This is a genomic window from Niveispirillum sp., assembly GCF_052437035.1.
Taxonomy (GTDB): domain Bacteria; phylum Pseudomonadota; class Alphaproteobacteria; order Azospirillales; family Azospirillaceae; genus Niveispirillum.
This window is the reverse complement of sequence record NZ_JBQVOH010000012.1, coordinates 26,445-49,168: the sequence shown is the minus strand read 5'-3', so window position 1 is coordinate 49,168 and position 22,724 is coordinate 26,445. Positions and strand designations below refer to the sequence as shown.

Genomic DNA, 22,724 nt, shown 5'->3' with positions numbered 1-22,724 from the left:
TAAGTGAGTACGTTTCGCCAAAAGGTTGCGCAGATGGTCTGTCGGCCCTTGGCACAGTCTTGGTGCGTAAGCGTAGGTAAGGGCTGTCCAGCCTATCCGCCGGAAATCCTATTATTTGGGGGACCTGCTGTAGGTCGGCTCCTGGCGGGATCTATCCCATGACCCCCACCAAACTGCTGATCGGCCAGATCCTGGTCGTGTTCGCCATCGTGATCCTGGGCGTGTGGGCGGCAACGCAATGGGCGGCGTCCATGCTGGGTTATCAGGCACAGCTCGGACCCGCCTGGACCGTCATCGCTGGATGGCCGGTCTATCGTCCGTGGCAGTTGTTTGAGTGGTGGTACTGGTACGAGGCCTATGCGCCGCATGTTTTCGACAAGGCCGGCATGTTGGCGGGGGCCAGCGGTTTCATGGGCTGTGCTGCTGCGATCATCGGGTCGCTGTGGCGCGCCCGGCAGACGCGGATGGTCACCACCTATGGCTCCTCACGCTGGGCAACCAGCCGGGAGGTGGAGGGGGCGGGGCTGTTTCGACCGGCGGGGGTCTTTCTGGGACGGTTGGGGGGCCGGTATTTGCGGCACGATGGGCCAGAACATGTCATGGCCTTTGCCCCCACCCGGTCGGGCAAGGGCGTGGGGCTGGTGGTGCCGACATTGCTGTCCTGGACCGGATCGGCGGTGATCCATGATATCAAAGGCGAGAACTGGCAGTTGACGGCGGGGTGGCGGGCGCGCTTTTCGCACAGCCTGCTGTTCAACCCTACAGACCCACGCTCCGCCCGTTACAATCCGCTGCTGGAGGTGCGCAAGGGGCCAGATGAGGTCCGCGACGTGCAGAACATTGCCGATATCCTGGTCGATCCCGAGGGGGCGTTGGAGCGCCGGAACCATTGGGAGAAAACCTCCCACAGCCTGCTGGTCGGGGCCATCCTGCATGTGCTCTATGCCGAGGAGGAGAAGACCCTGGCCCGCGTGGCGACATTCCTGTCCGATCCCAGGCGTAGCTTTGCCCATACCCTGCGCCGGATGATGGCCACCAACCATCTGGGCACAGCCGATAATCCCATCGTCCACCCCGTCGTTGCGTCGGCGGCGCGGGAGGTGCTGAACAAGTCGGAGAATGAGCGCTCGGGCGTGCTGTCCACCGCCATGTCGTTCCTGGGCCTCTACCGTGATCCTACGGTCGCGGCCACGACGGCAGCCTGTGACTGGCGGATTGCCGATCTGGTGGACGCGCCGCGACCAGTATCGCTCTACCTCGTTATCCCACCCTCGGACATTTCCCGTACCAAACCGCTGGTGCGGTTGGTGCTGAACCAGATCGGGCGGCGGCTGACCGAGCGGCTGGAGGGCGACCCGGCCAAGCGGCGGCGGCACCAGTTGCTGATGATGCTGGATGAGTTCCCGGCCCTGGGGCGACTGGATTTCTTCGAGACGGCCCTGGCCTTCATGGCGGGCTATGGCATCCGCGCCTACCTGATCGCCCAGAGCCTGAACCAGATTTCCAAGGCCTATGGCGAGAACAATGCCATCCTCGACAATTGCCATGTCCGCATCGCCTTCAGCAGCAATGACGAGCGGACGGCCAAACGCATCTCGGACGCGCTGGGCACAGCGACGGAACAGCGGGCGCAGCGCAACTATGCCGGCCACCGCCTGTCTCCCTGGCTGTCCCATGTCATGGTCAGCCGACAGGAGACAGCCCGGCCCCTGCTGACACCGGGCGAGGTGATGCAGTTGCCGCCGACGGATCAACTGGTGCTGGTATCCGGCCTGTCGCCGATCCGCGCCCGCAAGCTGCGCTACTATGAGGACCGGAACTTCACGGAACGAGTGTTGCCGGCACCGATCCTGTCGGATGGCCCCTATGCCGACTGTCCCCCGGCCCGATCCGATGATTGGGGCGGACAGGTTCGTGGCATGGATCAGCGGCTTGCGGAGGAGGATGACGACACCGCGTTGGATGAACTGAGCGAGGGCGGTCTACAGCAGCAGCGCCATCCGGGGCTGCCAGAGGAGGGGACGGTCAGACCGGTCGACCCTGACGGTGCCGACCTGTTCGGGACTGCCGATGACGAGACGGATGTGGCGGCGGATAAGCGCGCAATGGACCGGTTGTCGAATGTCGCTCGTGCCCATGCGATCAATGAGGGATCACGCGACGATCTGCTGCCCAACTTCTGACAGGGGCGGGATGGGCGATGCCCGCTGGGTGGGGCATCGCCATCTGGATCAGCCGTTCAGCACATCCTTCAGCGCCTTGGCCGGCGCGAACTTGGCCTTGGTCTGGGCGGCGATGGTGGTCGGCGCTCCGGTCTGCGGGTTGCGGCCCTGACGCTCCGGCACCTGCTGGGCCGTGAACTTGCCAAAGCCAGCCAGATTAATCTCTTTGCCATCCTTCAGGCCGGCGGCAATGGCCCCCAGGATACGCTCCACAGCTTCCTTGCCGCTGACCTTCGTACTGCCCGTGACCTCAGCCACGATGGCGGCGAGGTCGTCCTTGCTGATCTTTTCCGTCATCTCTCATCCCGTTCTGCATTACCGGCACCAACAGAGTGCCCGATTTCCAAGCCTTTACCCTGAATGATCGGCCTCTGACCAGTTACCTGGATGGACAGGGGGATAGCCGACCCTGGTGCAGATCGAATAAGGGCGTAGGTAACGGCCATAAGAGATTTCGCCGCTCTGTCCCACGCTTGGCACCAACTTTTCCGCTGTTGGAGCCGGGCCATGAAACCCCGCCATCACCTCTATCTCGATGATGAACTGTCAACCCAGCTGGAGGCCCTGGCCGCCAAGCCGGGCACGACCAAATCGGCCATTGTCGCCGATGCCCTGCGCCAATACCTGACCCGGCGGGGGGCCAATGGCATCGAGGAAGCTCTGCGCATCCGGCTGGACCGGCAGGCCCGACAATTGGAGCGCATTGAGCGTGATGTGCAGGTGCTGCTGGAAAGCCTGGCGCTTTATGTCCGCTACCAACTGACCGTCACCGCCCCGGTGCCCGAACCTGATCGGGCCGCCCATGCCGTGGGTAAGGAACGGTTCCAGAAATTCATTGATCAGGTGGGCCGCCAGATGGCCGCCCCCACCCGCACCCTGTCGGCCAGCCGGGAGGGCACGGCATGAGCCCCAAGCGCGAGGCGGACGAACGCCGTCATTCCATGCTGCGCACCGCCCTGGGGCCGGATATTGCCGCTGCCCTGGATGATCCGACCGTCACCGAGGTGATGGTCAATCCCGATGGCATGCTGCGGCTGGAACGGGCCGGGCAGGGGATTGCCGCCACCGGCATGCAAGTGCCGCCCGAGGAGGTGGAGCGGCTGATCCGGCTGGTCGCGTCGCATGTCGGTGCTGAAACCCATGCCGAGCGTCCCATTCTGTCGGCCGAACTGCCCACGGGCGAGCGGTTCGAGGGGCTGCTGCCGCCCGTGGTGACCGCCCCCTGCTTTGTCATCCGCAAACCGGCGGCGCGTATACTGACCCTGGCTGACTATGTCACTGATGGCATCCTGTCGCCCTTGCAGGCCGATGCCCTGCGCCGCGCCGTGCGGGCGCGCCGCAATATCCTGGTGGCGGGCGGCACCGCGTCCGGCAAGACCACGCTGACCAACGCGCTGCTGGCCGAGCTGGCGGAAAGTGCCGAACGGTTGGTCCTGATCGAAGACACACGCGAACTGCAATGCGCCGCCCCAGACTGTGTGGCGCTGCGCACGCGGTCGGGCGTGGTCAGCCTGCGCGATCTGGTGCGCTCCACCCTGCGGCTGCGGCCCGACCGCATCATCGTGGGTGAGGTCCGGGGCGGGGAGGCGCTGGACCTGCTCAAGGCCTGGAACACCGGCCATCCCGGTGGAATCGCCACCCTGCACGCCAATTCCGCCCAGGCCGCCCTCTATCGGCTGGAACAACTGGCGCAGGAGGCAGTCGTCACCGTGCCCCGCCGCCTCATCGCTGAGGCGGTGGACCTCATCATCCATATCCAATCCCGCGGCGGTCAGCGCCGGGTTGATGCCATCGCCCGCACCGATGGGCTGGACGCCCATGGCGATTACCGGATCGTCACTTTGGGTCCGGTTGACCTTCAACAGCTTTGACAGGAGATCATCATGCGACCGTTCCGCGTGTCCCGTCTGCGTTCCCTGGCCTTCGCCGGCATGGCCATGCTGCTGACCGCGCCTGCGCGGGCGGCTGGCTCCGGCATGCCCTGGGAGGATCCCCTCCAGCGCATTCTGGATTCCGTTCAAGGTCCCGTCGCCAAAATCGTGGCGGTGATCATCATCATCACCACGGGTCTGACCCTGGCCTTTGGGGAAACGTCGGGCGGCTTCCGGCGGATGATCCAGATCGTCTTCGGGCTGTCGGTGGCTTTCGCCGCCTCCAGCTTCTTCCTGTCCTTCTTCTCCTTTGGCGGCGGGGCGCTGCTGCCATGAAGGACCTGCCGGAAGGTTTTACCGTGCCGTTGCACCGGGCGCTGACCGAGCCGATCCGGCTGGGCGGCGCCCCGCGCGCGTTGGCCATCCTCAACGGCACCATCGCCGCCGCCATCGGCCTGGGGCTTCAGCAATGGCTGGCGGGCCTGTTGTTGGCGCTGGGCGGGCACAGTCTGGCCGTACTGGTCAGCCGCCGCGATCCCCACATCGCCGCCATCCTGGCCCGCCATCTGCGCCAGGCGGGAGGCTGGTCATGCTGAACCTGCGCGAATATCGCCCCCAGTCGGACCGGCTGGCCGATCATCTGCCTTGGGCGGCGCTCGTAGCCCCCGGCACCGTGCTGAACAAGGATGGCAGTTTCCAGCGCACCCTGCGTTATCGCGGGCCGGACCTGGATTCCGCGACGGAGGCCGAGTTGGCGGCGCTGGCCGCGCGCACCAACAATGCGCTGCGGCGGTTAGGATCGGGCTGGGCATTGTTCTTTGAGGCCGAACGGGTGCCGGCGTCGGACTATCCCGACGGTACCTTTCCCGATGCTGCGTCCTGGCTGGTCGATCAGGAGCGCCGGGCCGGGTTTGAACGGGCAGGCAGCCATTATGAGAGCGTCTACCACCTAACCGTCCTCTTTCTGCCGCCGCCGGACGCGCAGGCCCGTGCCAGCAATGCCTTGCTGGATGGGGGTACTTCGTCTGCCGGGCGGCGCGACTGGCGGCGGGAGCTGGAGCAGTTCCAACAGGAATTCTTCCGGCTGGCGGGTCTGCTGCAGACCATCCTGCCCGAACAGCATGATCTGGATGATGCCGAGACGCTGACCTACCTGCACAGCTGCATCTCCACCCGGCGGCATCCTGTCGCCGTCCCGGACGTCCCGCTGTATCTCGACGGGGTGCTGGTGGACACGCCCCTGCTCGGCGGGCTGGAACCGATGTTGGGCGACCGGCATCTCCGGGTCCTGTCGGTACTGGGCTTTCCCAACCAGACAAGCCCTGGCCTGCTGGATAGGCTGAACCATCTGGGTTTTTCCTATCGCTGGGTCACGCGCTGGATCCCGCTGGATAAAGAGCAGGCCACCCGCGCCCTGAACCGGTTGCGCCGCCACTGGTTCGCCAAGCGCAAATCCATTGGTGCCCTGCTGCGCGAGGTGATGACCAATGAGCCCTCAACCCTGTTGGACAGCGATGCCGACAACAAAGCGATGGATGTTGACGAGGCGCTGCAATCGCTTGGCGCCGACCATGTCGCCTATGGTCACCTGACCACCTCTGTCACGGTCTGGGATACAGACCCGCAGGGGGCAGACGATAAGTTGGCCGCTGTCGAGCGGGTGCTGACGGGCTTGGGCTTCACCGTCATCCCTGAGCGGATCAATGCGGTGGAAGCCTGGTTGGGCAGTCTGCCCGGTCATGTCTATGCCAATGTCCGCCAGCCGCTGGTCCACAGCTTGAACCTTGTCCATCTGATGCCGCTATCGGCCACCTGGGCAGGGCCCGCCCGTAATGGGCATCTGGATGGCCCGCCGCTGTTCCAGGCCGAGACCAGCGGGGCGACACCGTTCCGCTTTTCCACCCATGTCGGCGATGTCGGCCACATGCTGGTGGTGGGGCCGACCGGCGCGGGCAAGTCGGTGCTGCTGGCCCTGATGGCGATGCAGTTCCGCCGCTATCCCGGTGCCCAGGTCTATATCTTCGACAAGGGCAATTCCGCCCGTGCGGCCACCCTGGCCATGGGTGGTCGCCACCATGCGCTGGGACAGACGGGCGACCTGTCCTTTCAGCCTCTGCGCCGCATTGACGATCCTGACCAGCGGGCCTGGGCTGCCGATTGGATTATCGGTCTGCTGGACCATGAACAGGTCGCGGTGTCGCCGGAGATCAAGGACCTCGTCTGGTCAGCGCTGAACAGCTTGGCCGGGGCACCCCCGGAACAGCGCACTCTGACCGGCCTGTCCCTGTTGCTGCAATCCAACTCGCTGAAGACTGCCCTCCAGCCCTACACGCTGGAGGGGCCGCACGGTGCCCTGCTGGACGCTGCCGAGGATGGGTTGGACCTGGCCGCCGTTCAGTGCTTCGAGATGGAAGCGCTGCTGCACCGGACAGGGGCCGTGCTGCCGGTCCTGACCTATCTTTTCCATCGGCTGGAGGAGCGCTTCACGGGCGCGCCTACCCTGCTGATCCTGGATGAGGCCTGGGTCTATCTCGACAATCCCGCCTTTGCCGCCCGGATCCGGGAATGGCTGAAGGTCCTGCGCAAGCGCAACGTCGCGGTGCTGTTTGCCACCCAATCGCTGGCCGATATCGCTGGGAGCAGCATTGCCCCCGCCCTGATCGAAAGCTGCCCGCAGCGCGTCTTCCTGCCCAATGACCGTGCCATCGAACCGCAGGCCAGGGCCGTCTATGCGGCCTTCGGGCTTAACGACCGCCAGATCGGCCTCATCGCTCAGGCCACCCCCAAGCGGGATTATTACCTGCAATCCAGGCGCGGCAACCGGCTGTTCCAACTGGGACTGGGGCCCGTGGCCAAGGCCTTCTGCGCGGCATCGGACCCGGCGTCGCAGGCGCTGATCGACAAGGTCCTGGCCGAGGTGGGGCAGGGTGGCTTTGCCGCCTCATGGCTGCGTGCCAGGGGCCTGGATTGGGCTGCCGAGCTTCTGGACCGCTATCCTGAGGAGACCCGATCATGAGCGCCAAGCTGTTCGCGGCCTTGCTGGCCGTCGTGTTGATCATCGGCAGGGCTGAGGCCTTCACCGTCTATGATCCTGCTAACCATGCCCAGAATGTGCTCCAGGCCGCCCGTGCCCTGGAGCAGATCAACAACCAGATCCGCAGCCTGCAAAATCAGGCGACCATGTTGCAGAACATGGCCCGGCAGCTCCAGCGGCTGGATTATTCGTCGCTCGGCCAGATCTCCAGCGCCTTGAACCGCATCGACGGGCTGATGATCCAGGCCGACAGTATCGGCTTTGACCTTGCCGGTAGCGATGCCGCCTGGCAGCGCACCTATCCCGGTACTTACCGCGATGCCGATGCTGCCAGCCTGGACCAGCAGGCCGACATCCAATGGCAGAGTACCAGGGCCGCCTATCAGCAGACCATGCGGGTTCAGTCGGGCATCGTCACGGCAATCCAGGCCGATGCGCCGTTACTGGCCGATCTGGTCAACCGCAGCCAGGGGGCCGATGGCAGCTTGCAGGCCCAGCAGGCGGGCAACCAGCTCCTGGCCCTGTCCATCAAACAGCAGATGCAGCTGCAAAGCCTGATGGCCGCCCAGTACCGCGCCGATGCCGAAACCCAGGCCGCCATTGCCGAGGCCAATGCCATGGCGCGGGAACGCACCCGGCAGTTCCTGGGCGATGGCCGCGCCTATAGCCGCTGAGGGGAACCATCATGGGCGACCTCGGTATCATCGACCGCTTCACGGAAACCTTCATCCGCTATATCGACAGCGGCTTTGGGCTGCTGGCGGGGGATGTCGCTTATCTGACAGCCACCCTGATCACCATCGACATGGTCCTGGCGGGGCTGTTTTGGGCCATGGACAGCCATCACGACGTGATGCCGCGGCTGATCCGCAAGGTGCTGTATGTCGGCTTCTTCGCGCTGGTGCTGGGCAATTTCCAGGCACTGTCCGAGGCTGTTTACAGCTCCTTTGCGCAGCTGGGGTTGCGGGCAGGGAACTCTGGTCTGTCGGCCAGTGACCTGTTGCATCCAGGACAGTTGGCCGCCGTGGGCTTTGAGGCAGCCCATCCGCTGCTCAAGCAGGCCGAGACCATGATCGGGTTTCCAAAGATTTTTGGAAACGCGCTGAATCTCACCATCCTGGTGTTGGCTTGGTTCTTTGTGGTGATCGCGTTCTTCATCTTGGCGGTACAGCTCTTCATCACGCTGGTGGAATTCAAGCTGACCTCGCTGGCCGGGTTCGTCCTCGTGCCGTTTGCCTTGTGGAGCAAGACCGCTTTTCTGGCCGAGCGCGTGCTGGGCCATGTCATCTCCTCTGGCATCAAGATCATGGTCCTGGCCGTCATTGTCGGCATCGGCTCCAGCTTCTTCCGGGAATTCACCGAGGCGCTAGCAGGCAACACGCCGTCGATTGAGAATGCCATGACGATGGTGCTGGCATCCCTGGCGCTGCTGGGGCTGGGCATCTTCGGCCCCGGCATCGCCGCTGGGCTGGTGTCTGGTTCACCCCAACTCGGCGCGGGTGCTGCACTGGGAACCGCCGGTGCTGCTGCCGGCACGGTTCTGCTGACGGGCGGTGCGGCTGTGGCCGGTGCCCGACTGGCCGGCGGTGCTGGTTTCGCCTCCGTGCGAGCGGGGGCCAACCTGGGCGGTGCCGCTACTGGTGCCTACCAATCCGCCCAGGCCGCTGGACAGTCTGGTTTGGGCGGTATGGCCCGTGCCGCAGGTGAGGCCACAATGCGCAAAGCCAAGGATGCCGGTTATCGCATCACCGAGCCGTTGCGAGAGGCCTATCAGTCCGGTCGCCAATCCACCTATCCCGACCCTTCTGATGAGACGGGCGGGGAGGGGGCTGGCACTGCGTCCCCAGCTTCCACCGAAAGCGCTCCTGCTTGGGCCCGCAAGCTGCGCGCCGAGCAGGCCGCACGCGCCCGCCGCCACAGCACCGAACAGGCCATCAAAGATGGGGACCGGTCCGGCGGCAGCGCTGCCCCGTCCCTCGATCAGAAGGATGATTGACCATGTTCAAACGCACCCTGCAACGTTACGGCACCACGCCGGAGCCGGTGACACCTTATCAGAAGGCTGCCCAGCTCTGGGATGAACGGATTGGCAGCGCCCGTGTTCAGGCCCGGAACTGGCGGCTGATGGCTTTCGGCTGTCTGGGGCTGGGCATCGGGCTGGCGGGCATCGTGGCCTGGCAGTCGGGCCAAAGCCGGATCATTCCCTATGTGGTGGAGATCGACCGGCTGGGCGAGGCTCGTGCCGTGGCACTGGCAACCAGTGCCTATCAGCCCACCGATGCCCAGGTTGCCTATTACCTGGGGCGCTTCATCGGCAATGTTCGTTCGCTCTCCACCGACCCGGTGCTGGTACGCCAGAACTGGCTGACGGCCTATGATTTCGTGGCTGACCGCGCGGCCCTGTTCCTGAACGAACAGGCCAAGGTCAATGACCCGTTCAGCCGCATCGGCATCAACAGCGTTACGGTCCAGGTGACCAGCATCGTCCGCGCCTCGGACCTCTCCTTCCAGGTGAAATGGACCGAGCAGCTGTTCGAGCGCGGCAGTCTGGTTCGCACCGAGCGCTGGACCTCCATCCTGGCCGTCAGCCTGCGTCCGCCCCGCACGCCGGAGGCGCTGAGCCGCAACCCGCTGGGCGTCACCATCACCGCCATCGACTGGTCGCGTGAATTCGACACCCCCGCTCCCCAGAGGACCACGCCATGACCAAGCTGATCCTGCCGGCCCTGCTGGCTGGCCTGCTGACCGCCTGCGCTGGCCAGCCCAAGCCGCCCCCCGCCATCACCTATGACAGCGCCGATTTCCGGCTGGCCGAGGCCGAGCCGGAACCGCTGCTGCCGGTGCAGGTGGTCGAGAGGCCCGTGCTCCTGCCGCTGCCGGGCCAGTTGCAGCAGCCGCCCCAGACCAGCGTGACGCCCGACAACCGTCCGCCGACCCAGCGGGTGGCCGATGCCAACAAGGCTGCCACCCAGGAACCGACCCGCTATGGCTATGTCAATGCCATCCAGGTCTATCCCTATACCGAGGGTGCCCTCTATCGGCTCTATGCCGCACCGGAACGGGTCAGCGACATCGCCCTCCAGCCGGGCGAAGGCGTCGTCGCCGTCTCGGCCGGCGACACGGTGCGCTGGATCATCGGCGATACCAGCAGCGGGGCCGGCGCCAGCCAGCGGGTCCATGTGCTGGTCAAGCCCGTGGCCGCCGGCCTGACGACCAACCTCGTCATCACCACCGATCGCCGCGCCTACCATCTGCTGCTGGAAAGCACCGAGCAGACTGCCATGGCGGCCCTGTCCTGGACCTACCCGCAGGACCAGTTGCTGGCCCTACAACGCCGGAACAACCAGGCCGAGGCCGTCCAGCCCGTTGCCAGCGGCTTGTCCCTGGACGAACTGCATTTCCGCTACGCCCTCAGCGGCGATGATCCGCCCTGGCGGCCGCTGCGCGCCTTCGACGATGGGTCCAAGGTCTATATCGAGTTCCCCAGCCGTCTGGACCAGGGCGAAGCGCCACCGCTATTCGTTATCGGGCCGCTGGGGGAGGCGCAGTTGGTCAATTACCGGGTCCGCGGCCGCCATTATATCGTCGACCGACTGTTCGCTGCCGCCGAACTGCGCCTGGGCAACGAGCCGCAGCAGGTCGTCCGCATTGAGCGTACTGACGGGAGGCCGTCATGACCGCGCCCGTCGGTGACGACAATATCCCTTCCGAAAAGCTGGAACTGCGTGCCGCCCCACGTCGGGCCATCCGTTTCCGGCGGGGTTTGATCATTGGTGGCACCGGCATCGCCGCCGGCACCATCCTGGCCCTGACGTTGATCTCCTTGCAGAGCGTCGACCGTAAACCGGACGGGCGGGGGCAGGAACTGTCCCATCCCAACCGGTCGCCGACACCGGAAGGGCTGGCCTCCCTGCCGGCCGATTACAGCCAGATCAAGCCCGACACCCCGGTCCTGGGGCCGCCCCTGCCGGGTGATCTGGGCCGGCCGATTCTGGAACACCAGAAGCGGCATGGTACCGATTGGCCGGCAACGGGACCGGCCCAACAGCTTACGCCCGAGCAGGTGCAGGTCAACCAGGCCCGGCAATCCGGCCTGTTCTACCGCACCGAACCGAAAGCCGTGCCAGGGATGCCAGGAAATCGGAATCCGGAGCCCGCCGCTGGTTCCATGCCTCCCACCGACCTGTCGCCGGCTGCCGAACCCGACGCTCAGCAGCGCAAGCTGGACTTCCTGTCCCAGCCGAACAGCAGCGGCATCTTCAATCCTTATGCCGAACAGCAACCCGCCTCGCCCCACCAAATCATGGCCGGCAGCATCATTGCCGCCGCCCTCGTCACCGGCCTCAATTCCGACCTGCCCGGCATGGTCGTGGCCCAAGTGACGGAGAACGTTCATGACAGCATCACCGGTCGGACCCTGCTGATCCCCCAGGGCTCCCGTCTCATCGGCACCTATGACAGCCGGGTCAGCTTTGGACAAAGCCGCGCCCTGCTGGTCTGGCAGCGCCTGATCCGGCCCGACGGCTCGTCCGTGCAACTGGACAACCTGCCGGCCAGCGATACCGAGGGCCGGTCCGGCCTGTCCGACACGGTGGATTTCCATACTGGTCGCCTGCTGAAGGGCATTGCGCTCGCCACCTTGCTGGGCGTCGGCACCGAACTGACCTTCGGGCAGCAGGAAGGTGAACTGGTCCGCGCCGTGCGGGAATCCATCCAGCAGAACGCCGACCGCGCCGGCCAGCGCATCACCGAGCGCAACCTGGATATCCAGCCCACCCTGACCGTCCGCCCCGGGTGGCCCCTGCGCGTCATTATCCGGCGGGACGTGATCCTTTCTCCCTATCGCGGAGGCTGATCCATGTTGAAGCTCGCCAAGTTGCCCGACCGTACGCCGGTCAAGCTGACCATCTCCGTCAGCCCCGATCTGCATCAGCGCCTGCTGTCCTATGCGGCCCTCTACCGTGCCACCTACGGCACGGCCGAACCGGTCGCCGATCTGGTCCCTTACATGCTGGATGCTTTTCTGGACAGCGATCGTGCCTACGCCAAGGCCCGGAAGGAAGAACTGCCCGTTGTTGTGGAGCCTATCCGCCGCCGGGGAGGGCGCAAGGTCAGCGCGGATGCGGCACCTCCCACCGATGACAAGGAAGCTTGAGCCATGAGCACCATCGGTCATTTTAAGCTGGCGAAGGATGGCGGCTGGACCGGCATCATCCGCACCCTGACCGTCAATGCCAAGGTGCGTCTCGTTCCCAACGACAATTGCGATCAGGATGGTGCGCCTGCCTATCGCCTGCTACTGGGGCACGACCGTATCGGCGATGCCTGGGAAGCACAGACCACAGGAGAGGATCCACGCGCCTATCTCCGGGTACGCTTTGACGACCCGGCTTTGCTCGAACCTATAAGTGCCGCCTTGTTTACAAGCGAGGGTGGGGTGGTGGCGAAGCTCATCTGGAATCGCTGCAGGCAGTAAAGTGCGCAGGTCCTATTGTGGCTGCTGCGGGGCCGAAAGCGGAAGGGCGGGTTTATGGCGGTAAATCTTGGATTCCGGACATTACCGCCCGCCCCAACGCCGTCACCTTCTCCACACCCTCTATATCTCTGTCGTCTCCGCCAGTTGCAGCGCGTCTTCGACATCGACACCCAGATATCGCACCGTCGTCTCGATCTTGGCGTGGCCCAGCAGGATTTGCACGGCGCGCAGGTTGCCGGTCTGCTTGTAAATGAGGGCGGCCTTGGTTCGTCGCAGAGAGTGGGTTCCATAATCCTCACGGCGCAGACCGGTCCCAATCACCCATTCCTCAACAAGGCGGGCATATTGGCGTGTGCTGATGGGTTTTGCATGATCGACCCGGCTGGGAAAGACATAATCAGTCAGCGACCCGCCCCGGCGTTCCAGCCAAGCCTTGAGGCTCTTGCGGGCCGTCTCCATTAATTCGAACTGAACTGGCCGGCCTGTCTTCTTCTGAACAACCAGGGAACGGCACCGGATTTCTCCACCACGAACAATGTCGCCAATTTTCATCCGGACCAGGTCACAACCACGTAGCTTGCTGTCGATGGCCAGATCAAACAAAGCGCGGTCACGCACCCGCTGCTGGTGGTCCAGCCAGAAACGGATCGCCCAGACTTGCTGTGGTTTCAAGGCGCGCTTGGCACCGATCCGCCGGCCAGCATTCCAAGGCTTGTTTCCTTTCGCGCCAGGATCAAACGCTGAACGTCCCATGACATCCTCCATCACGGCCGGGTTTGGCCTGACACAAAGGTACGTCCATGGATCAACTGCATTGACGAGATTATCCCGGCCGAGGTGATGTCTGCCTGATACGCGATAAGGCCCCACCCAGCTTGCCGTCGGGCCGCAGCCAGCCGATGACGCTGCCTTGGCGGTTGGGCAGCAGGAGGATCAGGCAGCCGGTGGGGTATTGGACCGTCACCACGGAACCGCCAGCACCCGAGGCGCGGATGGTGCGCTCCTTTAGCGTGCCATTAGGGTCGTAGCTGCCACACTCGAACCCGCCGACTTCCAGATACAGCGTCGTGACGCCATTCACCTGTTTCCAGGCGCCCCACCCTCGGGGTAGTAACCGTACGTGGCCACCATGCCCGGCGCGTTGTCCCCCCCCCCAACATGTTACGGGTGTCATAGTGCCAGGTGCGGCCTGCCGCCCCCGTGCGGTTGCCGTGTGCGTCATCCCCGAGATTGACGTGTCGAGGATCGTCGCGAGGCACTGCTTAGTCACATCGTCGATGACATTGAGAACACAGAACCGCTGGCCGGACGCCCTCTGATCGTGACCGAAATCGAGCGACCAACGAGCATTTGGGCGGGTTTGACGACCATTGGCGCACGGGTTCCGATGGCACGCTTGCGACTGCGTCGACGTGGAACCGACAGTCCTTTCTCGCGGTAGAGCCGTTGGACCAGCTTGTGGTTCACCACATGACCCTCCCGCCGCAGCAGAACGTGCAGGCGCCGCTAGCTGAACCGCCGCCGCTCGGACGCGAGTTCTCTCGGACGACCACGCAGAAGAGCGTCGTCGCTCCGTCGGGAGCGGCAGCGAATGGCCGATCGGTCGGCACCGATGATGGAACACGCCCGCCTCTCGCCCACGTCTTGCTCGCGCAAGACGTTGACGACGGCTTCCCGAACGGCGCTAGGCGTCATCATTTTTGCCAGCAAGTTCTTCTGGACGGAAGCGTCAAGGATGGCATCGACCAGGAAACGCTTCAATTTGATGTTCTCGTCGTCAATCGCCTTCAGGCGCTTCGCGTCGGACACCTCCATCCCACAGAACTTCTCCTTCCAGGCGTAGAACGTCGCCGAACTGATTCCGTGCCGTCGGCACGGGTCGGCCGTCTTCGCGCCGGCCTCCTGATCACGCAGCACACTGATGATCTACTCTTCAGTGAACCTGATCACTTCCTGCTCCGGTCCTCTCGATGGGACGAACTCTGGCGTCAGTTGGACCGAGATGCCGGGCTCACAGTAGTGGTCGACAGAAACACCGTTTCTGCCACACCGCCCACGGCAGACCAAGTTTGCTACAGAGCCCTCTGTCGTTCCAAACATTTACGGGGCAAATCGTCGCCACATTGACCTGTGTCAGTTCCCAGGTGTCGGATCGGCATTAACGTATGGTTGTCACTGATACTGTTGAGATCAGACAATTATGACCGTCGACGATCCGTACCTGGGAAAAGTTCAGGCCATCCGTGGGTCAGTACTGGATATTCAGTTCCCACCCGGGTTGCCTTGCCTGGACGAGATGTTGCTTATCCGGGGAACCATACCGGCAGAGGTTCGGGCGCATCTATCGGCGGATAGGGTGAGGGCCGTGGCCCTGGATAACACGGCTGGTCTGAAGCGTGGTGACGCGGCCCTTCGGATGGGCAGCGGGCTGTCGGTGCCTGTGGGGCCGCATCTTCTGGGCCGGGTTGTCGATGTTGTGGGGCGCCCCCTGGATGGCCTTGGCCCGCTGCCCGCCGATGCGCCGCTTCGGTCCATTCATCAGCCGTCACCACCCTTGTCCCGGCGATCTGCGCGGCTGGAACCGCAATGGACCGGCATCAAGATTATCGACCTGCTGGCGCCGCTGGCGCGCGGGGGCAAGACAGCACTGTTTGGCGGTGCCGGCGTCGGTAAGACCGTCCTGATCATGGAACTGATCCGCACCGTGGTGGAGCGTGATGACGGTTTGTCGGTCTTTGCCGGGATCGGGGAGCGGTCGCGTGAGGCGGCGGAACTGCTGGACGATATGCGCGGCTCGGGCGTTTTGGAACGGACCGTCATGGTGCTGGGGCAGATGGCGGAACCGCCCGGTGCCCGCTGGCGTGCTGGCCTGACCGCCCTGACGCAGGCGGAATATTTCCGCGATGTCATGGGCCGCGATGTGCTGCTGCTCATGGATAATGTTTTCCGCTTCGTGCAGGCGGGTGCGGAGATTGCCGGCATGCTGGGCCATATGCCGGCCCGCGTCGGTTATCAGCCGACCATGGCGGGCGAGATCGGGATGCTGCAGGAACGCATCGCGTCGGTCGCCGGTGCCGCCATCACCTCCATCCAGGCGGTCTATGTCCCCGCCGATGATTTTACCGATCCCGCCGTGGCTGAACTGTTCAGCCATTTGGACGGGTCAATTGTGCTGTCGCGGGCCGTGGCGGCGGAAGGGCTTTATCCCGCTGTTGATCCGCTGGCATCCTCCACCCGCCTGATGGACCCGGATCTGGTGGGGCCACACCATTACCGGGTGGCCGCCGCCGTGCGGGCCGCGATCGCCCAATATCGCGCGCTGGAGGATATCATCGCCCTGCTGGGGGTGGATGAATTGTCGGCGGCCGACCGGCAGGTCGTGGGACGCGCCCGCCGCCTGCTGCGCTTCCTGACCCAGCCTTTCCACGTCACCGGCGGGTTCACGGGCCGCCAGGGGGTCAGCGTTGATATCCAGGATACCTTGGCCGGGTGCGAGGCGATCTTGAACGGCGATGCCGATGGCTGGGCCGAATCCTCCCTGTACATGACAGGCACCTTGGCCGATGCCCATGCGCGCGAAACCGGGGGAGGCAGGGCATGAGACTGCATATCCTGACCCCCCTGGCCACGATCCTGGACCGACCGGACATTGCCGAGATTTCAGCGCGCGATGACAGCGGCGCCTTTGGCATAAGGCCGGGGCATGCGCCGTTCCTGACGGCCCTACCGTCCAGCGTTCTGACGCTGCGCACCGAACACGGGGCCGTGCTCTATGCCGCTGTTGCGGGTGGCATGCTGCGGGTCCACCGCGACGGCGTGCATGTGACCTGTCCCGATGCGGCGGTGGGGCCGGACCTGGCCCCGCTGGCAGCGCGGGTGGCGGCGGAGAAGGCAGCCGGTCTGAACCGGCAGCGCGAAGGCGCAGCACAGGAGCGCACATTGCACGCGGCCCTGGTGCATCATCTTCTGGACAGTGTGACCGGCGACAAGGCGGGTGAGGCATGACCGATCCCGACCTGATCGACCCGATCCGCCGCGCGCAACGTGAACAGGAACGGGCAGCAGCGGAGAAACGGCGTGGCACCGGGGCAACCCTGGCGCTGATCGGCACCTTGGGCTGGCTGATCGTCCTGCCGCCCCTTGCCGGCCTGTTCCTGGGCCGTTGGCTGGACCGGACGGGCGACGGACGGTTCTGGACCCTGTCGCTGCTGTTCACGGGTGTGTTCGTGGGCTGCTGGGCGGCATGGCGGCGTATTGATGAGGGGCATCATGATGACTGAAACCTGGATCGCGGCTGCCCTTGGCCTGGTCGCAGGGGCCGGCGGGGGCTGGTTGTTCTTCCACCTTCTGGCGCTGAATATGCGCCTTTACGCCACGGGACAGGCGGTGGCGGCGGCGGCCTTGCACCTCGGACGCCTGGGGGTTGTGGCAGCGACGCTGCTGGCGGTGGTGGTGATGGGGGGTGCCCTGCCGCTGCTGGCGGTGCTTGCCGGCTTCCTGCTGGTGCGCCCCCTGCTGATGCGGCGATATGGGAGGGCGTGATGGAGCTTTCAGCCCCTTTCGACGCGCCGGTTGCCTTTGTCCTTGGGCCTTTTCCCATCACCTGGCCGGTGCTTTACGCCCTGCTGTGCAGCCTGTTGCTGACGCTTGTGGGGATCGGCTTGTCGGCCCGCGTCGCGACAGAGCTGGCGGGGCGACTGGGCACGGCGATAGAGGCCGTTATCGATCTGCTGCGCGCTGAACTGGATCAGGTCATGCAGACCGACAGCCGCCCCTTTCTGCCATTGCTGGGCGGGCTGTTCCTGTTCATCGCGACCGCCAACCTGATGGGACTGGTGCCGGGTCTGGGGGCGCCGACGGCGCATCTGGAAACGGCCATCGCCCTGGGTCTAGCCGTGTTCGGATCGGTGCATGTGCTGGGCGTGTACCGTCGCGGCTGGCGCGCCTATCTGGGCAGCTTCGCGCATCCGCGCTGGTGGATGCTGCCCCTGAACCTGCTGTCGGAACTGACCCGCACCCTGTCCTTGATCCTGCGCCTGTTCGGCAATGTGATGAGCGGCGAATTCGTCATCGCCATCGTGCTGTCGCTGGCAGGGTTCCTGGTGCCGGTGCCGTTGATGGCGCTGGAGGCACTGCTGGGCCTGATCCAGGCCTACATTTTCACCATTCTGGCCGCCGTCTTTATTGGCGGGGCCATCGGTTCCATTGAGAAGGGCTGACCCATGACCATTGAGATGATCAGTATCCTGGCCGCCGCCCTGGCCGTCAGCTTCGGTGCCATCGGCCCGGCCCTGGCGGAAGGACGGGCGGTCGCCGCCGCCCTGGACGCCATCGCCCGCCAACCGGATGCCGCCAACACCATTTCCCGAACCCTGTTCGTGGGGTTGGCGATGATCGAAACGACGGCCATCTATTGTCTGGTGATCGCGCTGCTGGTGCTGTTCGCCAATCCGTTCGTGGGCTGATGCCATGCATCTGGACCCGACGACACTGGCGTTGCAACTGGTCAACTTCCTGGCGCTTGTCCTGTTGTTGCGGCGGTTCCTGTTCCGGCCCGTGCTGGCCGCCATCGACCGGCGGGAGGCCGCGCAGACGGCGCGACGGCGGGACGCCGAAGGCGCTCTGGCCGAGGCACAGGCAGCACGGGATGCGGTCGCGGCTGACCGGGCCGCCCTTGCCACCGATGCCGCCCGCCTTCGGGCCGAAGCCCATGAGGCGGCAGAGGCAGAGCGGCGGCGCATTCTGGATGCCGCACGGCAATCGGCGGACGCGCTGCGGCAGGCAGCAGCCGACCGGATCGATGCAGAACGCCGACAGGCCGAAGCCGAACTGACGTCGCGGGCAGGCGATCTGGCCCTGACGCTGGCGCGGCGTCTGCTGACCGATGCGCAGCCGGAGATGGCGGACACACTCTTCGCCGCCGCCCTGACCGCCGACCTGTCCGGCATGGAGGCGGACCGCAAGGCCACGCTGCTGGGCGTCGATGGACCGCTGACCCTGACCATCGCGCGCGCCTGGCCGGATGAGCGACGTCAAGCGCTGCTGTCCTTGCTGCCGTCGGATCGGGTGGAATGGGTGATCGATCCCGACCTGATTGCCGGGGTGGAACTGTCCGCCCCGCATCACCTGATCGACCATAGCTGGCGTGCCGCGCTGACGACCGCGCGTGAGGGACTGCAAGCATGACCGACACGCTCTCCCTGGCACTGGCGGAATGGACGGGGCGACAGCAGGGCCGTTTGCGGGCCGATCCATTGCCGCCGCCCGGCTGGCGGCAACGCGGTCGCGTCAGCCATATTGGTGACGGCATCGCCCTGATCAGCGGGCTGGATAACGCCCCGGCTGACGGGATGCTGACCCTGCCCGGCGGCGTGCCCGGTCTGGTGCTGGACCTGGATCAGGACCGGCTGGGTTGTCTGCTGCTGGGCGATGGCAATGCCATCAAGGCGGGCGATCCCGTGTCCGTGGCCGAGGGCGTCCTGCGCGTGCCCGTGGGGGACGGCCTGCTGGGGCGGGTCATCGATCCGATAGGCCGGGCGCTTGACGGGGGCAAAGACCCCGTGCCCGACCGGATGGACCCGGTCGAACGGGCGGCCCCTGCCCTGACCGATCGCGGTACGGTGGCGGAGACCTTGCCCACCGGGACCACCATCATCGACGCGCTGTACCCGATTGGCCGGGGGCAGCGTGAGCTGATCGTGGGCGACAGGGCCACCGGCAAGACCAGTATCGCCGTCGATGCCATGCTGGCCCAGGCGCGGACCAACATCATCCCCATCTACTGCGCCATTGGTCAGCGCGCATCGGCGGTCGCCGATGTCATCACCAGCCTGAAGCTGGCGGGATTGATGGAGCGCGCGATTGTCATCGTCGCGGCCCCCGATGCCGCGCCGGGATTGCAATGGATCGCCCCCTTCGCCGCCATGACCATCGCCGAGTTCTTCCGCGACACCGGCCGGCATGCCCTGCTGGTGCTGGATGACCTGTCCAAGCATGCGGCCATGCACCGCCAGATCAGCCTGCTTCTGCAACGCCCGCCGGGCCGTGAGGCCTTTCCCGGTGATATTTTCCATCTGCATGCGCGCTTGCTGGAACGGTCGGCCAAACTGTTGGCGGCGGCGGGCGGCGGCTCGCTCACCTGCCTGCCGGTGGTGGAGACGCAGGCGGGTAACCTATCCGCCTATATCCCCACCAATCTGATTTCCATCACCGACGGGCAGATCGTTCTGGATGCAAGGCAATTCCAGTCGGGCCAGCGCCCCGCCGTGGATGTCGGACGTTCTGTCAGCCGAGTAGGTGCGCGGACCCAGCCCAAGGTGCTGCGGCAACTGGCCGAACAGTTGAAGCTGGAATATGCGCAGTTTCTGGAACTGGAGGCCTTTACCCGCTTCGGCGGTCTGGTGGATGAACGCACCCGCCAGACCGTGGAACGGGGGCGGCGGCTGCGCCTGCTGCTGGCGCAGCGCCAGGGCCGACCCCGCAGCTTAGGCGCGGAAGTGGCCCTGCTGCTGGCCCATGACGAAAACCTGACGGATGGGCTGGACCTGAGCGCCGTGGAACGGGTGCGCGATGCCATTGCGGCCCATGTGGACGGCACGGACCCGACCGACCTGGATGCCCTGCGCCGCATCATCGCCAAGGCCAAGGACGCCGCCGAATGAGCGTAGCCGCCCTTGAATACCGGCTTTCGACGCTGAGCGCCCTTCTGGGCGTGGTGGAGGCGCTGCGGTCCCTGACGGCTGCCAAGCAGCAGAAGGCCTTGTCCCTTCTGCCCGCGCTTGACGCCTATGCGGGGGAGGCGGCGCAGGCCATGGCCCTGCTGCACCCCGAACCGGCGGCGGCGGACAGTGTGGTGACGCTGGTATTGGGACCTGATGGCGGCTTCACCGGCGGGCTGGCCGGCCGGATCGTGGCGGCACTTCCCGACGGGTGGCGCCCGGTCGTTGTCGGCACGCGCATGGAGGCCGCCTTGCGTGCGCGGCATTGGCCGGTGGCCGACGTCCGGGCGGCATCGACAAACCTTGATGGCCTGCCAGCCCTGGCCGCGTCCTTGGCTGCCGCACTGCCCGCCAGTGCCGGCATCGCCGTGCTGTCGCCGCAGGGGCAAGCGATTGTGCGCACCGATCTGCCGCCGCTCCCCCGCCGGGCGGGCCGCTGTGACCTGCTGACCCAGATACCGGGCCCCGAACTGCTGGCCGCCGCAGGCCGGCAGGGCCGGGTGGCGCGGCTGCTGCGCCTGCTGCTAGCCAACCATATCGCAGAACAGATGGCCCGGCTGGCGACCCTAACGGGGGCCAGGGAACGTATCCGCGACCGGTGCGCTGACCTGTCGGTACAACTTTCCATGGCGCGCCAGGATCGTATCAGCCAGGAGATCGCCGATCTTTGGGCGGGCCGGCGGGTTATGCAACATTGAGATGAATCATGGTTGCTGATCGCATACGGTGATATTCATTCTCCAGGCGAATTTTATGGTTTCCGTCCGATGGCCCGTTCCGGTTCCTCCCGCTTCATTCTGACGTCGATCCTGGGCATTCTCGCCACGATCGGCCTTCTCTGGTTCGTGACCCATGCCAGCGGCGATGCCCGCTTCTTCTATAATGAGGAAGGGTTGGTGATCGTGGTCGGCGGGGTGATCTGTGTGGCGCTGCTGGCCTTTCGCGGCGACGAGATCAGGGCCGCGCTTTCCGCCCTTTCCGCCGTCTTTCGCCGGACCGGGGGCCTGGAACGGGAGGTCGCGGACCTGCTGGATGTGTCCAAGCTGCTTTATGGCAAGCAGATCGCCGCCGCCGACGACCGTGTACGCAAGGTCAGCAGCCCCTTTCTAAAACTGGGCCTGCAGATGGTGGTCGATGGTGCCTCGCTGGACGACATCATGCATGTCATGAACTGGCGTATCCAGAAGCAGGCGGAGGCGGAACAGGCCCAGTCGCGGTTCTTCCGCGTGCTGGCATCCTTTGCCCCTGCCTTCGGCCTGTTGGGCACGCTGGCCGGGATGGTGGGGATGCTGAAGCAACTGGGCGGCGGCGATATCGGCTTGATCGGATCGTCCATGGCCATTGCGATGCTGGCCACACTCTATGGTCTGATCCTGGCAAATCTGGTGTTCAAGCCGCTGGCCATCAAGCTTGAACAGCGGACGACGGAGCATGTGGCGCAGTTGAACATCCTGCTGGAAGGTGTGGTTCTGGCCCATCTGAACCGGTCCCCCTCCGTCATCCAGGAAACGCTCGCCACGTACCTGATGGATGTGCATGAGGAGGCGGGCCGTGGCCGCTGAGCCCGAACGCCGCCCCGCCGCACCCGCCCCCCGCCGGGATACCGCCGACCGGGCACGCGTCGCCGCCCGCTGGAGCAGCAGCGCCAGCATCCGTTCCAGCGAACCGGCGGAAGAGAGCGAGGAATGGGTCATCAGCTATATGGACATGGTCACGGTGTTGATGACCGTTTTCCTGGGCATGCTGGCCATTCTGGGCATGGATGGGCGTCTGGCCGCCCCCAATGAGGCGGAACGCGCGGCAGCGACGGCGGTGACAGAGGCGCTGCGTCAGGACGTGCCGGTGCCGCCCCCCTCCGCGCCGACCCCGCCGGAACCCATCCGGCCGGCAGTCCCCGCAGCATCCGTGCCGGCATCGTCGCCCGAGCCGGCGGCCCCGCCGCTGACGCCAGGCAACCGGCAATGGCTGGACCGGCTGGAGGCACTGGGCCTTCCTCCGGAGGTTGATATCAGCGCCACGGAACGCAAGGTGACCATCGTGGTTCGCGAACGTATCCTGTTCGCGTCGGGTTCCGCGACATTGCAGCCGGCGGCGATCAACCTGCTGCGCACGCTGGCACCATCCCTGGCGGCCTTGCCGGGCAGTATCACGGTGGAGGGGCACAGCGACGATCTGGCCATCAGCACCATCCGCTTCCCTTCCAACTGGGAATTGTCGGCGGCACGGGCGGCGGCGGTGGTGCGCGCCCTGGCCGGCATGGGGATCCCGCCCGCCCGATTGGGTGCGCTTGGTCTGGCTGACAGCCGTCCGGTAACCGCCGACCCCGCCCGGCGTGCCGAAAACCGGCGCGTGGAAATTGTCGTCGATACCGATGCCGTAACCGCCAATGTCGTAACGCGCTGA

At 65.4% G+C, this 22,724-nt stretch carries 27 protein-coding genes and 1 pseudogene; 24 read left to right on the top strand and 4 right to left on the bottom strand.

Annotation, left to right across the window (positions count from 1 at the left end):
• Nucleotides 1-158: 158 nt before the first annotated feature.
• Nucleotides 159-2,183 (top strand): conjugal transfer protein TraG, encoded by a 2,025-nt coding sequence (locus tag ACT6Q8_RS22230; RefSeq protein WP_444734703.1) that lies wholly within the window; start codon nt 159-161, stop codon nt 2,181-2,183.
• 48 nt (nt 2,184-2,231) lie between these two features.
• On the opposite strand, the gene ACT6Q8_RS22225 is transcribed toward ACT6Q8_RS22230, so the two are convergent.
• Nucleotides 2,232-2,519: an HU family DNA-binding protein gene (locus ACT6Q8_RS22225; RefSeq protein WP_444734704.1), complete on the bottom strand. Its 288-nt coding sequence runs from the start codon at nt 2,517-2,519 to the stop codon at nt 2,232-2,234.
• 210 nt (nt 2,520-2,729) lie between these two features.
• Here ACT6Q8_RS22225 and ACT6Q8_RS22220 point away from each other — a divergent pair, with 210 nt between their 5' ends.
• From ACT6Q8_RS22220 to ACT6Q8_RS22165, 12 genes are read left to right on the top strand one after another with little or no spacing between them, the layout of a single operon-like run.
• Complete coding sequence (locus ACT6Q8_RS22220) at nt 2,730-3,128, top strand: ribbon-helix-helix domain-containing protein (RefSeq protein ID WP_153206864.1); 399 nt, start codon at nt 2,730-2,732, stop codon at nt 3,126-3,128.
• On the top strand, nt 3,125-4,093 hold the full coding sequence (trbB, locus tag ACT6Q8_RS22215) for a P-type conjugative transfer ATPase TrbB (protein ID WP_444734705.1): 969 nt from the start codon (nt 3,125-3,127) through the stop codon (nt 4,091-4,093). The genes ACT6Q8_RS22220 and trbB overlap by 4 nt, the downstream gene beginning before the upstream one ends.
• 12 nt (nt 4,094-4,105) lie before the next feature.
• Nucleotides 4,106-4,429 (top strand): TrbC/VirB2 family protein, encoded by a 324-nt coding sequence (locus ACT6Q8_RS22210; protein WP_444734706.1) that lies wholly within the window; start codon nt 4,106-4,108, stop codon nt 4,427-4,429.
• Nucleotides 4,426-4,689 carry a VirB3 family type IV secretion system protein gene (locus ACT6Q8_RS22205; RefSeq protein WP_089290439.1) on the top strand — a complete coding sequence of 88 codons (264 nt, stop codon included), beginning with the start codon at nt 4,426-4,428 and terminating at the stop codon, nt 4,687-4,689. Before ACT6Q8_RS22210 ends, ACT6Q8_RS22205 begins: the two co-directional genes overlap by 4 nt.
• A complete protein-coding gene (trbE, locus tag ACT6Q8_RS22200) occupies nt 4,683-7,109 on the top strand; it encodes a conjugal transfer protein TrbE (RefSeq protein ID WP_444734707.1) in 2,427 nt (808 codons plus the stop codon). The genes ACT6Q8_RS22205 and trbE overlap by 7 nt, the downstream gene beginning before the upstream one ends.
• Nucleotides 7,106-7,801 carry a P-type conjugative transfer protein TrbJ gene (gene trbJ, locus ACT6Q8_RS22195; protein WP_444734708.1) on the top strand — a complete coding sequence of 232 codons (696 nt, stop codon included), beginning with the start codon at nt 7,106-7,108 and terminating at the stop codon, nt 7,799-7,801. Before trbE ends, trbJ begins: the two co-directional genes overlap by 4 nt.
• Before the next feature lie 11 nt (nt 7,802-7,812).
• Entirely contained in the window at nt 7,813-9,123 is a 1,311-nt protein-coding gene (gene trbL / locus ACT6Q8_RS22190) for a P-type conjugative transfer protein TrbL (RefSeq protein ID WP_444734709.1), read from the top strand.
• A gap of 2 nt (nt 9,124-9,125) precedes the next feature.
• A complete protein-coding gene (gene trbF / locus ACT6Q8_RS22185; protein ID WP_444734710.1) occupies nt 9,126-9,833 on the top strand; it encodes a conjugal transfer protein TrbF in 708 nt (235 codons plus the stop codon).
• Nucleotides 9,830-10,804, top strand: coding sequence for a P-type conjugative transfer protein TrbG (gene trbG / locus ACT6Q8_RS22180; RefSeq protein ID WP_444734711.1), 975 nt, complete (start codon nt 9,830-9,832; stop codon nt 10,802-10,804). The genes trbF and trbG overlap by 4 nt, the downstream gene beginning before the upstream one ends.
• Complete coding sequence (locus ACT6Q8_RS22175) at nt 10,801-11,982, top strand: TrbI/VirB10 family protein (protein WP_444734712.1); 1,182 nt, start codon at nt 10,801-10,803, stop codon at nt 11,980-11,982. Before trbG ends, ACT6Q8_RS22175 begins: the two co-directional genes overlap by 4 nt.
• 3 nt (nt 11,983-11,985) lie before the next feature.
• Nucleotides 11,986-12,282, top strand: a complete 297-nt coding sequence (locus ACT6Q8_RS22170; RefSeq protein ID WP_444734713.1) for a DUF2274 domain-containing protein — start codon at nt 11,986-11,988, stop codon at nt 12,280-12,282.
• A 3-nt stretch (nt 12,283-12,285) separates the two neighbouring features.
• Nucleotides 12,286-12,603, top strand: a complete 318-nt coding sequence (locus tag ACT6Q8_RS22165) for a DUF736 domain-containing protein (RefSeq protein ID WP_444734714.1) — start codon at nt 12,286-12,288, stop codon at nt 12,601-12,603.
• A 120-nt stretch (nt 12,604-12,723) separates the two neighbouring features.
• On the opposite strand, the gene ACT6Q8_RS22160 is transcribed toward ACT6Q8_RS22165, so the two are convergent.
• The 3 genes and pseudogenes from ACT6Q8_RS22160 to ACT6Q8_RS22150 all read right to left on the bottom strand — a co-directional run.
• Nucleotides 12,724-13,368 carry a tyrosine-type recombinase/integrase gene (locus tag ACT6Q8_RS22160; RefSeq protein WP_444734743.1) on the bottom strand — a complete coding sequence of 215 codons (645 nt, stop codon included), beginning with the start codon at nt 13,366-13,368 and terminating at the stop codon, nt 12,724-12,726.
• A 58-nt stretch (nt 13,369-13,426) separates the two neighbouring features.
• The gene (locus ACT6Q8_RS22155) at nt 13,427-13,684 is read right to left on the bottom strand and encodes a hypothetical protein (protein WP_444734745.1); all 258 of its coding nucleotides are present in this window, start codon (nt 13,682-13,684) and stop codon (nt 13,427-13,429) included.
• A gap of 141 nt (nt 13,685-13,825) precedes the next feature.
• Nucleotides 13,826-14,529 (bottom strand): annotated as a pseudogene (locus ACT6Q8_RS22150) (transposase); the annotation flags it as partial.
• Nucleotides 14,530-14,803: 274 nt separating this feature from the next.
• Here ACT6Q8_RS22150 and atpD point away from each other — a divergent pair.
• The 11 genes from atpD (at nt 14,804) to ACT6Q8_RS22095 (ending at nt 22,724) form a co-directional block, all read left to right on the top strand.
• Nucleotides 14,804-16,204: a F0F1 ATP synthase subunit beta gene (atpD, locus tag ACT6Q8_RS22145; protein WP_421893213.1), complete on the top strand. Its 1,401-nt coding sequence runs from the start codon at nt 14,804-14,806 to the stop codon at nt 16,202-16,204.
• Nucleotides 16,201-16,608, top strand: a complete 408-nt coding sequence (locus ACT6Q8_RS22140; RefSeq protein ID WP_444734715.1) for a hypothetical protein — start codon at nt 16,201-16,203, stop codon at nt 16,606-16,608. The genes atpD and ACT6Q8_RS22140 overlap by 4 nt, the downstream gene beginning before the upstream one ends.
• Nucleotides 16,605-16,883 carry an AtpZ/AtpI family protein gene (locus ACT6Q8_RS22135; RefSeq protein ID WP_444734716.1) on the top strand — a complete coding sequence of 93 codons (279 nt, stop codon included), beginning with the start codon at nt 16,605-16,607 and terminating at the stop codon, nt 16,881-16,883. The genes ACT6Q8_RS22140 and ACT6Q8_RS22135 overlap by 4 nt, the downstream gene beginning before the upstream one ends.
• A complete protein-coding gene (locus ACT6Q8_RS22130; RefSeq protein WP_444734717.1) occupies nt 16,873-17,145 on the top strand; it encodes an N-ATPase subunit AtpR in 273 nt (90 codons plus the stop codon). Before ACT6Q8_RS22135 ends, ACT6Q8_RS22130 begins: the two co-directional genes overlap by 11 nt.
• Nucleotides 17,145-17,822 (top strand): F0F1 ATP synthase subunit A, encoded by a 678-nt coding sequence (atpB, locus tag ACT6Q8_RS22125; RefSeq protein ID WP_421893200.1) that lies wholly within the window; start codon nt 17,145-17,147, stop codon nt 17,820-17,822. The genes ACT6Q8_RS22130 and atpB overlap by 1 nt, the downstream gene beginning before the upstream one ends.
• A gap of 3 nt (nt 17,823-17,825) precedes the next feature.
• The gene (locus ACT6Q8_RS22120; protein ID WP_102114233.1) at nt 17,826-18,068 is read left to right on the top strand and encodes a F0F1 ATP synthase subunit C; all 243 of its coding nucleotides are present in this window, start codon (nt 17,826-17,828) and stop codon (nt 18,066-18,068) included.
• Nucleotides 18,069-18,072: 4 nt separating this feature from the next.
• The gene (locus tag ACT6Q8_RS22115; protein ID WP_444734718.1) at nt 18,073-18,789 is read left to right on the top strand and encodes a F0F1 ATP synthase subunit B family protein; all 717 of its coding nucleotides are present in this window, start codon (nt 18,073-18,075) and stop codon (nt 18,787-18,789) included.
• Nucleotides 18,786-20,264, top strand: a complete 1,479-nt coding sequence (locus ACT6Q8_RS22110; RefSeq protein WP_444734719.1) for a F0F1 ATP synthase subunit alpha — start codon at nt 18,786-18,788, stop codon at nt 20,262-20,264. The genes ACT6Q8_RS22115 and ACT6Q8_RS22110 overlap by 4 nt, the downstream gene beginning before the upstream one ends.
• Nucleotides 20,261-21,019, top strand: a complete 759-nt coding sequence (locus tag ACT6Q8_RS22105) for a hypothetical protein (RefSeq protein ID WP_444734720.1) — start codon at nt 20,261-20,263, stop codon at nt 21,017-21,019. The genes ACT6Q8_RS22110 and ACT6Q8_RS22105 overlap by 4 nt, the downstream gene beginning before the upstream one ends.
• Before the next feature lie 69 nt (nt 21,020-21,088).
• Nucleotides 21,089-21,883, top strand: a complete 795-nt coding sequence (locus tag ACT6Q8_RS22100; protein WP_444734721.1) for a motility protein A — start codon at nt 21,089-21,091, stop codon at nt 21,881-21,883.
• Nucleotides 21,873-22,724 (top strand): OmpA/MotB family protein, encoded by an 852-nt coding sequence (locus ACT6Q8_RS22095; RefSeq protein ID WP_444734722.1) that lies wholly within the window; start codon nt 21,873-21,875, stop codon nt 22,722-22,724. The genes ACT6Q8_RS22100 and ACT6Q8_RS22095 overlap by 11 nt, the downstream gene beginning before the upstream one ends.

Excerpts from the sequence above, each read along its gene's own strand:
- ACT6Q8_RS22230 (WP_444734703.1), top strand. The coding sequence starts at position 159 with ATGACCCCCACCAAACTGCTGATCGGCCAGATCCTGGTCGTGTTCGCC.
- ACT6Q8_RS22225 (WP_444734704.1), bottom strand. The coding sequence starts at position 2,519 with ATGACGGAAAAGATCAGCAAGGACGACCTCGCCGCCATCGTGGCTGAG.
- ACT6Q8_RS22220 (WP_153206864.1), top strand. The coding sequence starts at position 2,730 with ATGAAACCCCGCCATCACCTCTATCTCGATGATGAACTGTCAACCCAG.
- trbB (WP_444734705.1), top strand. The coding sequence starts at position 3,125 with ATGAGCCCCAAGCGCGAGGCGGACGAACGCCGTCATTCCATGCTGCGC.
- ACT6Q8_RS22210 (WP_444734706.1), top strand. The coding sequence starts at position 4,106 with ATGCGACCGTTCCGCGTGTCCCGTCTGCGTTCCCTGGCCTTCGCCGGC.
- ACT6Q8_RS22205 (WP_089290439.1), top strand. The coding sequence starts at position 4,426 with ATGAAGGACCTGCCGGAAGGTTTTACCGTGCCGTTGCACCGGGCGCTG.
- trbE (WP_444734707.1), top strand. The coding sequence starts at position 4,683 with ATGCTGAACCTGCGCGAATATCGCCCCCAGTCGGACCGGCTGGCCGAT.
- trbJ (WP_444734708.1), top strand. The coding sequence starts at position 7,106 with ATGAGCGCCAAGCTGTTCGCGGCCTTGCTGGCCGTCGTGTTGATCATC.
- trbL (WP_444734709.1), top strand. The coding sequence starts at position 7,813 with ATGGGCGACCTCGGTATCATCGACCGCTTCACGGAAACCTTCATCCGC.
- trbF (WP_444734710.1), top strand. The coding sequence starts at position 9,126 with ATGTTCAAACGCACCCTGCAACGTTACGGCACCACGCCGGAGCCGGTG.
- trbG (WP_444734711.1), top strand. The coding sequence starts at position 9,830 with ATGACCAAGCTGATCCTGCCGGCCCTGCTGGCTGGCCTGCTGACCGCC.
- ACT6Q8_RS22175 (WP_444734712.1), top strand. The coding sequence starts at position 10,801 with ATGACCGCGCCCGTCGGTGACGACAATATCCCTTCCGAAAAGCTGGAA.
- ACT6Q8_RS22170 (WP_444734713.1), top strand. The coding sequence starts at position 11,986 with ATGTTGAAGCTCGCCAAGTTGCCCGACCGTACGCCGGTCAAGCTGACC.
- ACT6Q8_RS22165 (WP_444734714.1), top strand. The coding sequence starts at position 12,286 with ATGAGCACCATCGGTCATTTTAAGCTGGCGAAGGATGGCGGCTGGACC.
- ACT6Q8_RS22160 (WP_444734743.1), bottom strand. The coding sequence starts at position 13,368 with ATGGAGGATGTCATGGGACGTTCAGCGTTTGATCCTGGCGCGAAAGGA.
- atpD (WP_421893213.1), top strand. The coding sequence starts at position 14,804 with ATGACCGTCGACGATCCGTACCTGGGAAAAGTTCAGGCCATCCGTGGG.
- ACT6Q8_RS22140 (WP_444734715.1), top strand. The coding sequence starts at position 16,201 with ATGAGACTGCATATCCTGACCCCCCTGGCCACGATCCTGGACCGACCG.
- ACT6Q8_RS22135 (WP_444734716.1), top strand. The coding sequence starts at position 16,605 with ATGACCGATCCCGACCTGATCGACCCGATCCGCCGCGCGCAACGTGAA.
- ACT6Q8_RS22130 (WP_444734717.1), top strand. The coding sequence starts at position 16,873 with ATGATGACTGAAACCTGGATCGCGGCTGCCCTTGGCCTGGTCGCAGGG.
- atpB (WP_421893200.1), top strand. The coding sequence starts at position 17,145 with ATGGAGCTTTCAGCCCCTTTCGACGCGCCGGTTGCCTTTGTCCTTGGG.
- ACT6Q8_RS22120 (WP_102114233.1), top strand. The coding sequence starts at position 17,826 with ATGACCATTGAGATGATCAGTATCCTGGCCGCCGCCCTGGCCGTCAGC.
- ACT6Q8_RS22115 (WP_444734718.1), top strand. The coding sequence starts at position 18,073 with ATGCATCTGGACCCGACGACACTGGCGTTGCAACTGGTCAACTTCCTG.
- ACT6Q8_RS22110 (WP_444734719.1), top strand. The coding sequence starts at position 18,786 with ATGACCGACACGCTCTCCCTGGCACTGGCGGAATGGACGGGGCGACAG.
- ACT6Q8_RS22105 (WP_444734720.1), top strand. The coding sequence starts at position 20,261 with ATGAGCGTAGCCGCCCTTGAATACCGGCTTTCGACGCTGAGCGCCCTT.
- ACT6Q8_RS22100 (WP_444734721.1), top strand. The coding sequence starts at position 21,089 with ATGGCCCGTTCCGGTTCCTCCCGCTTCATTCTGACGTCGATCCTGGGC.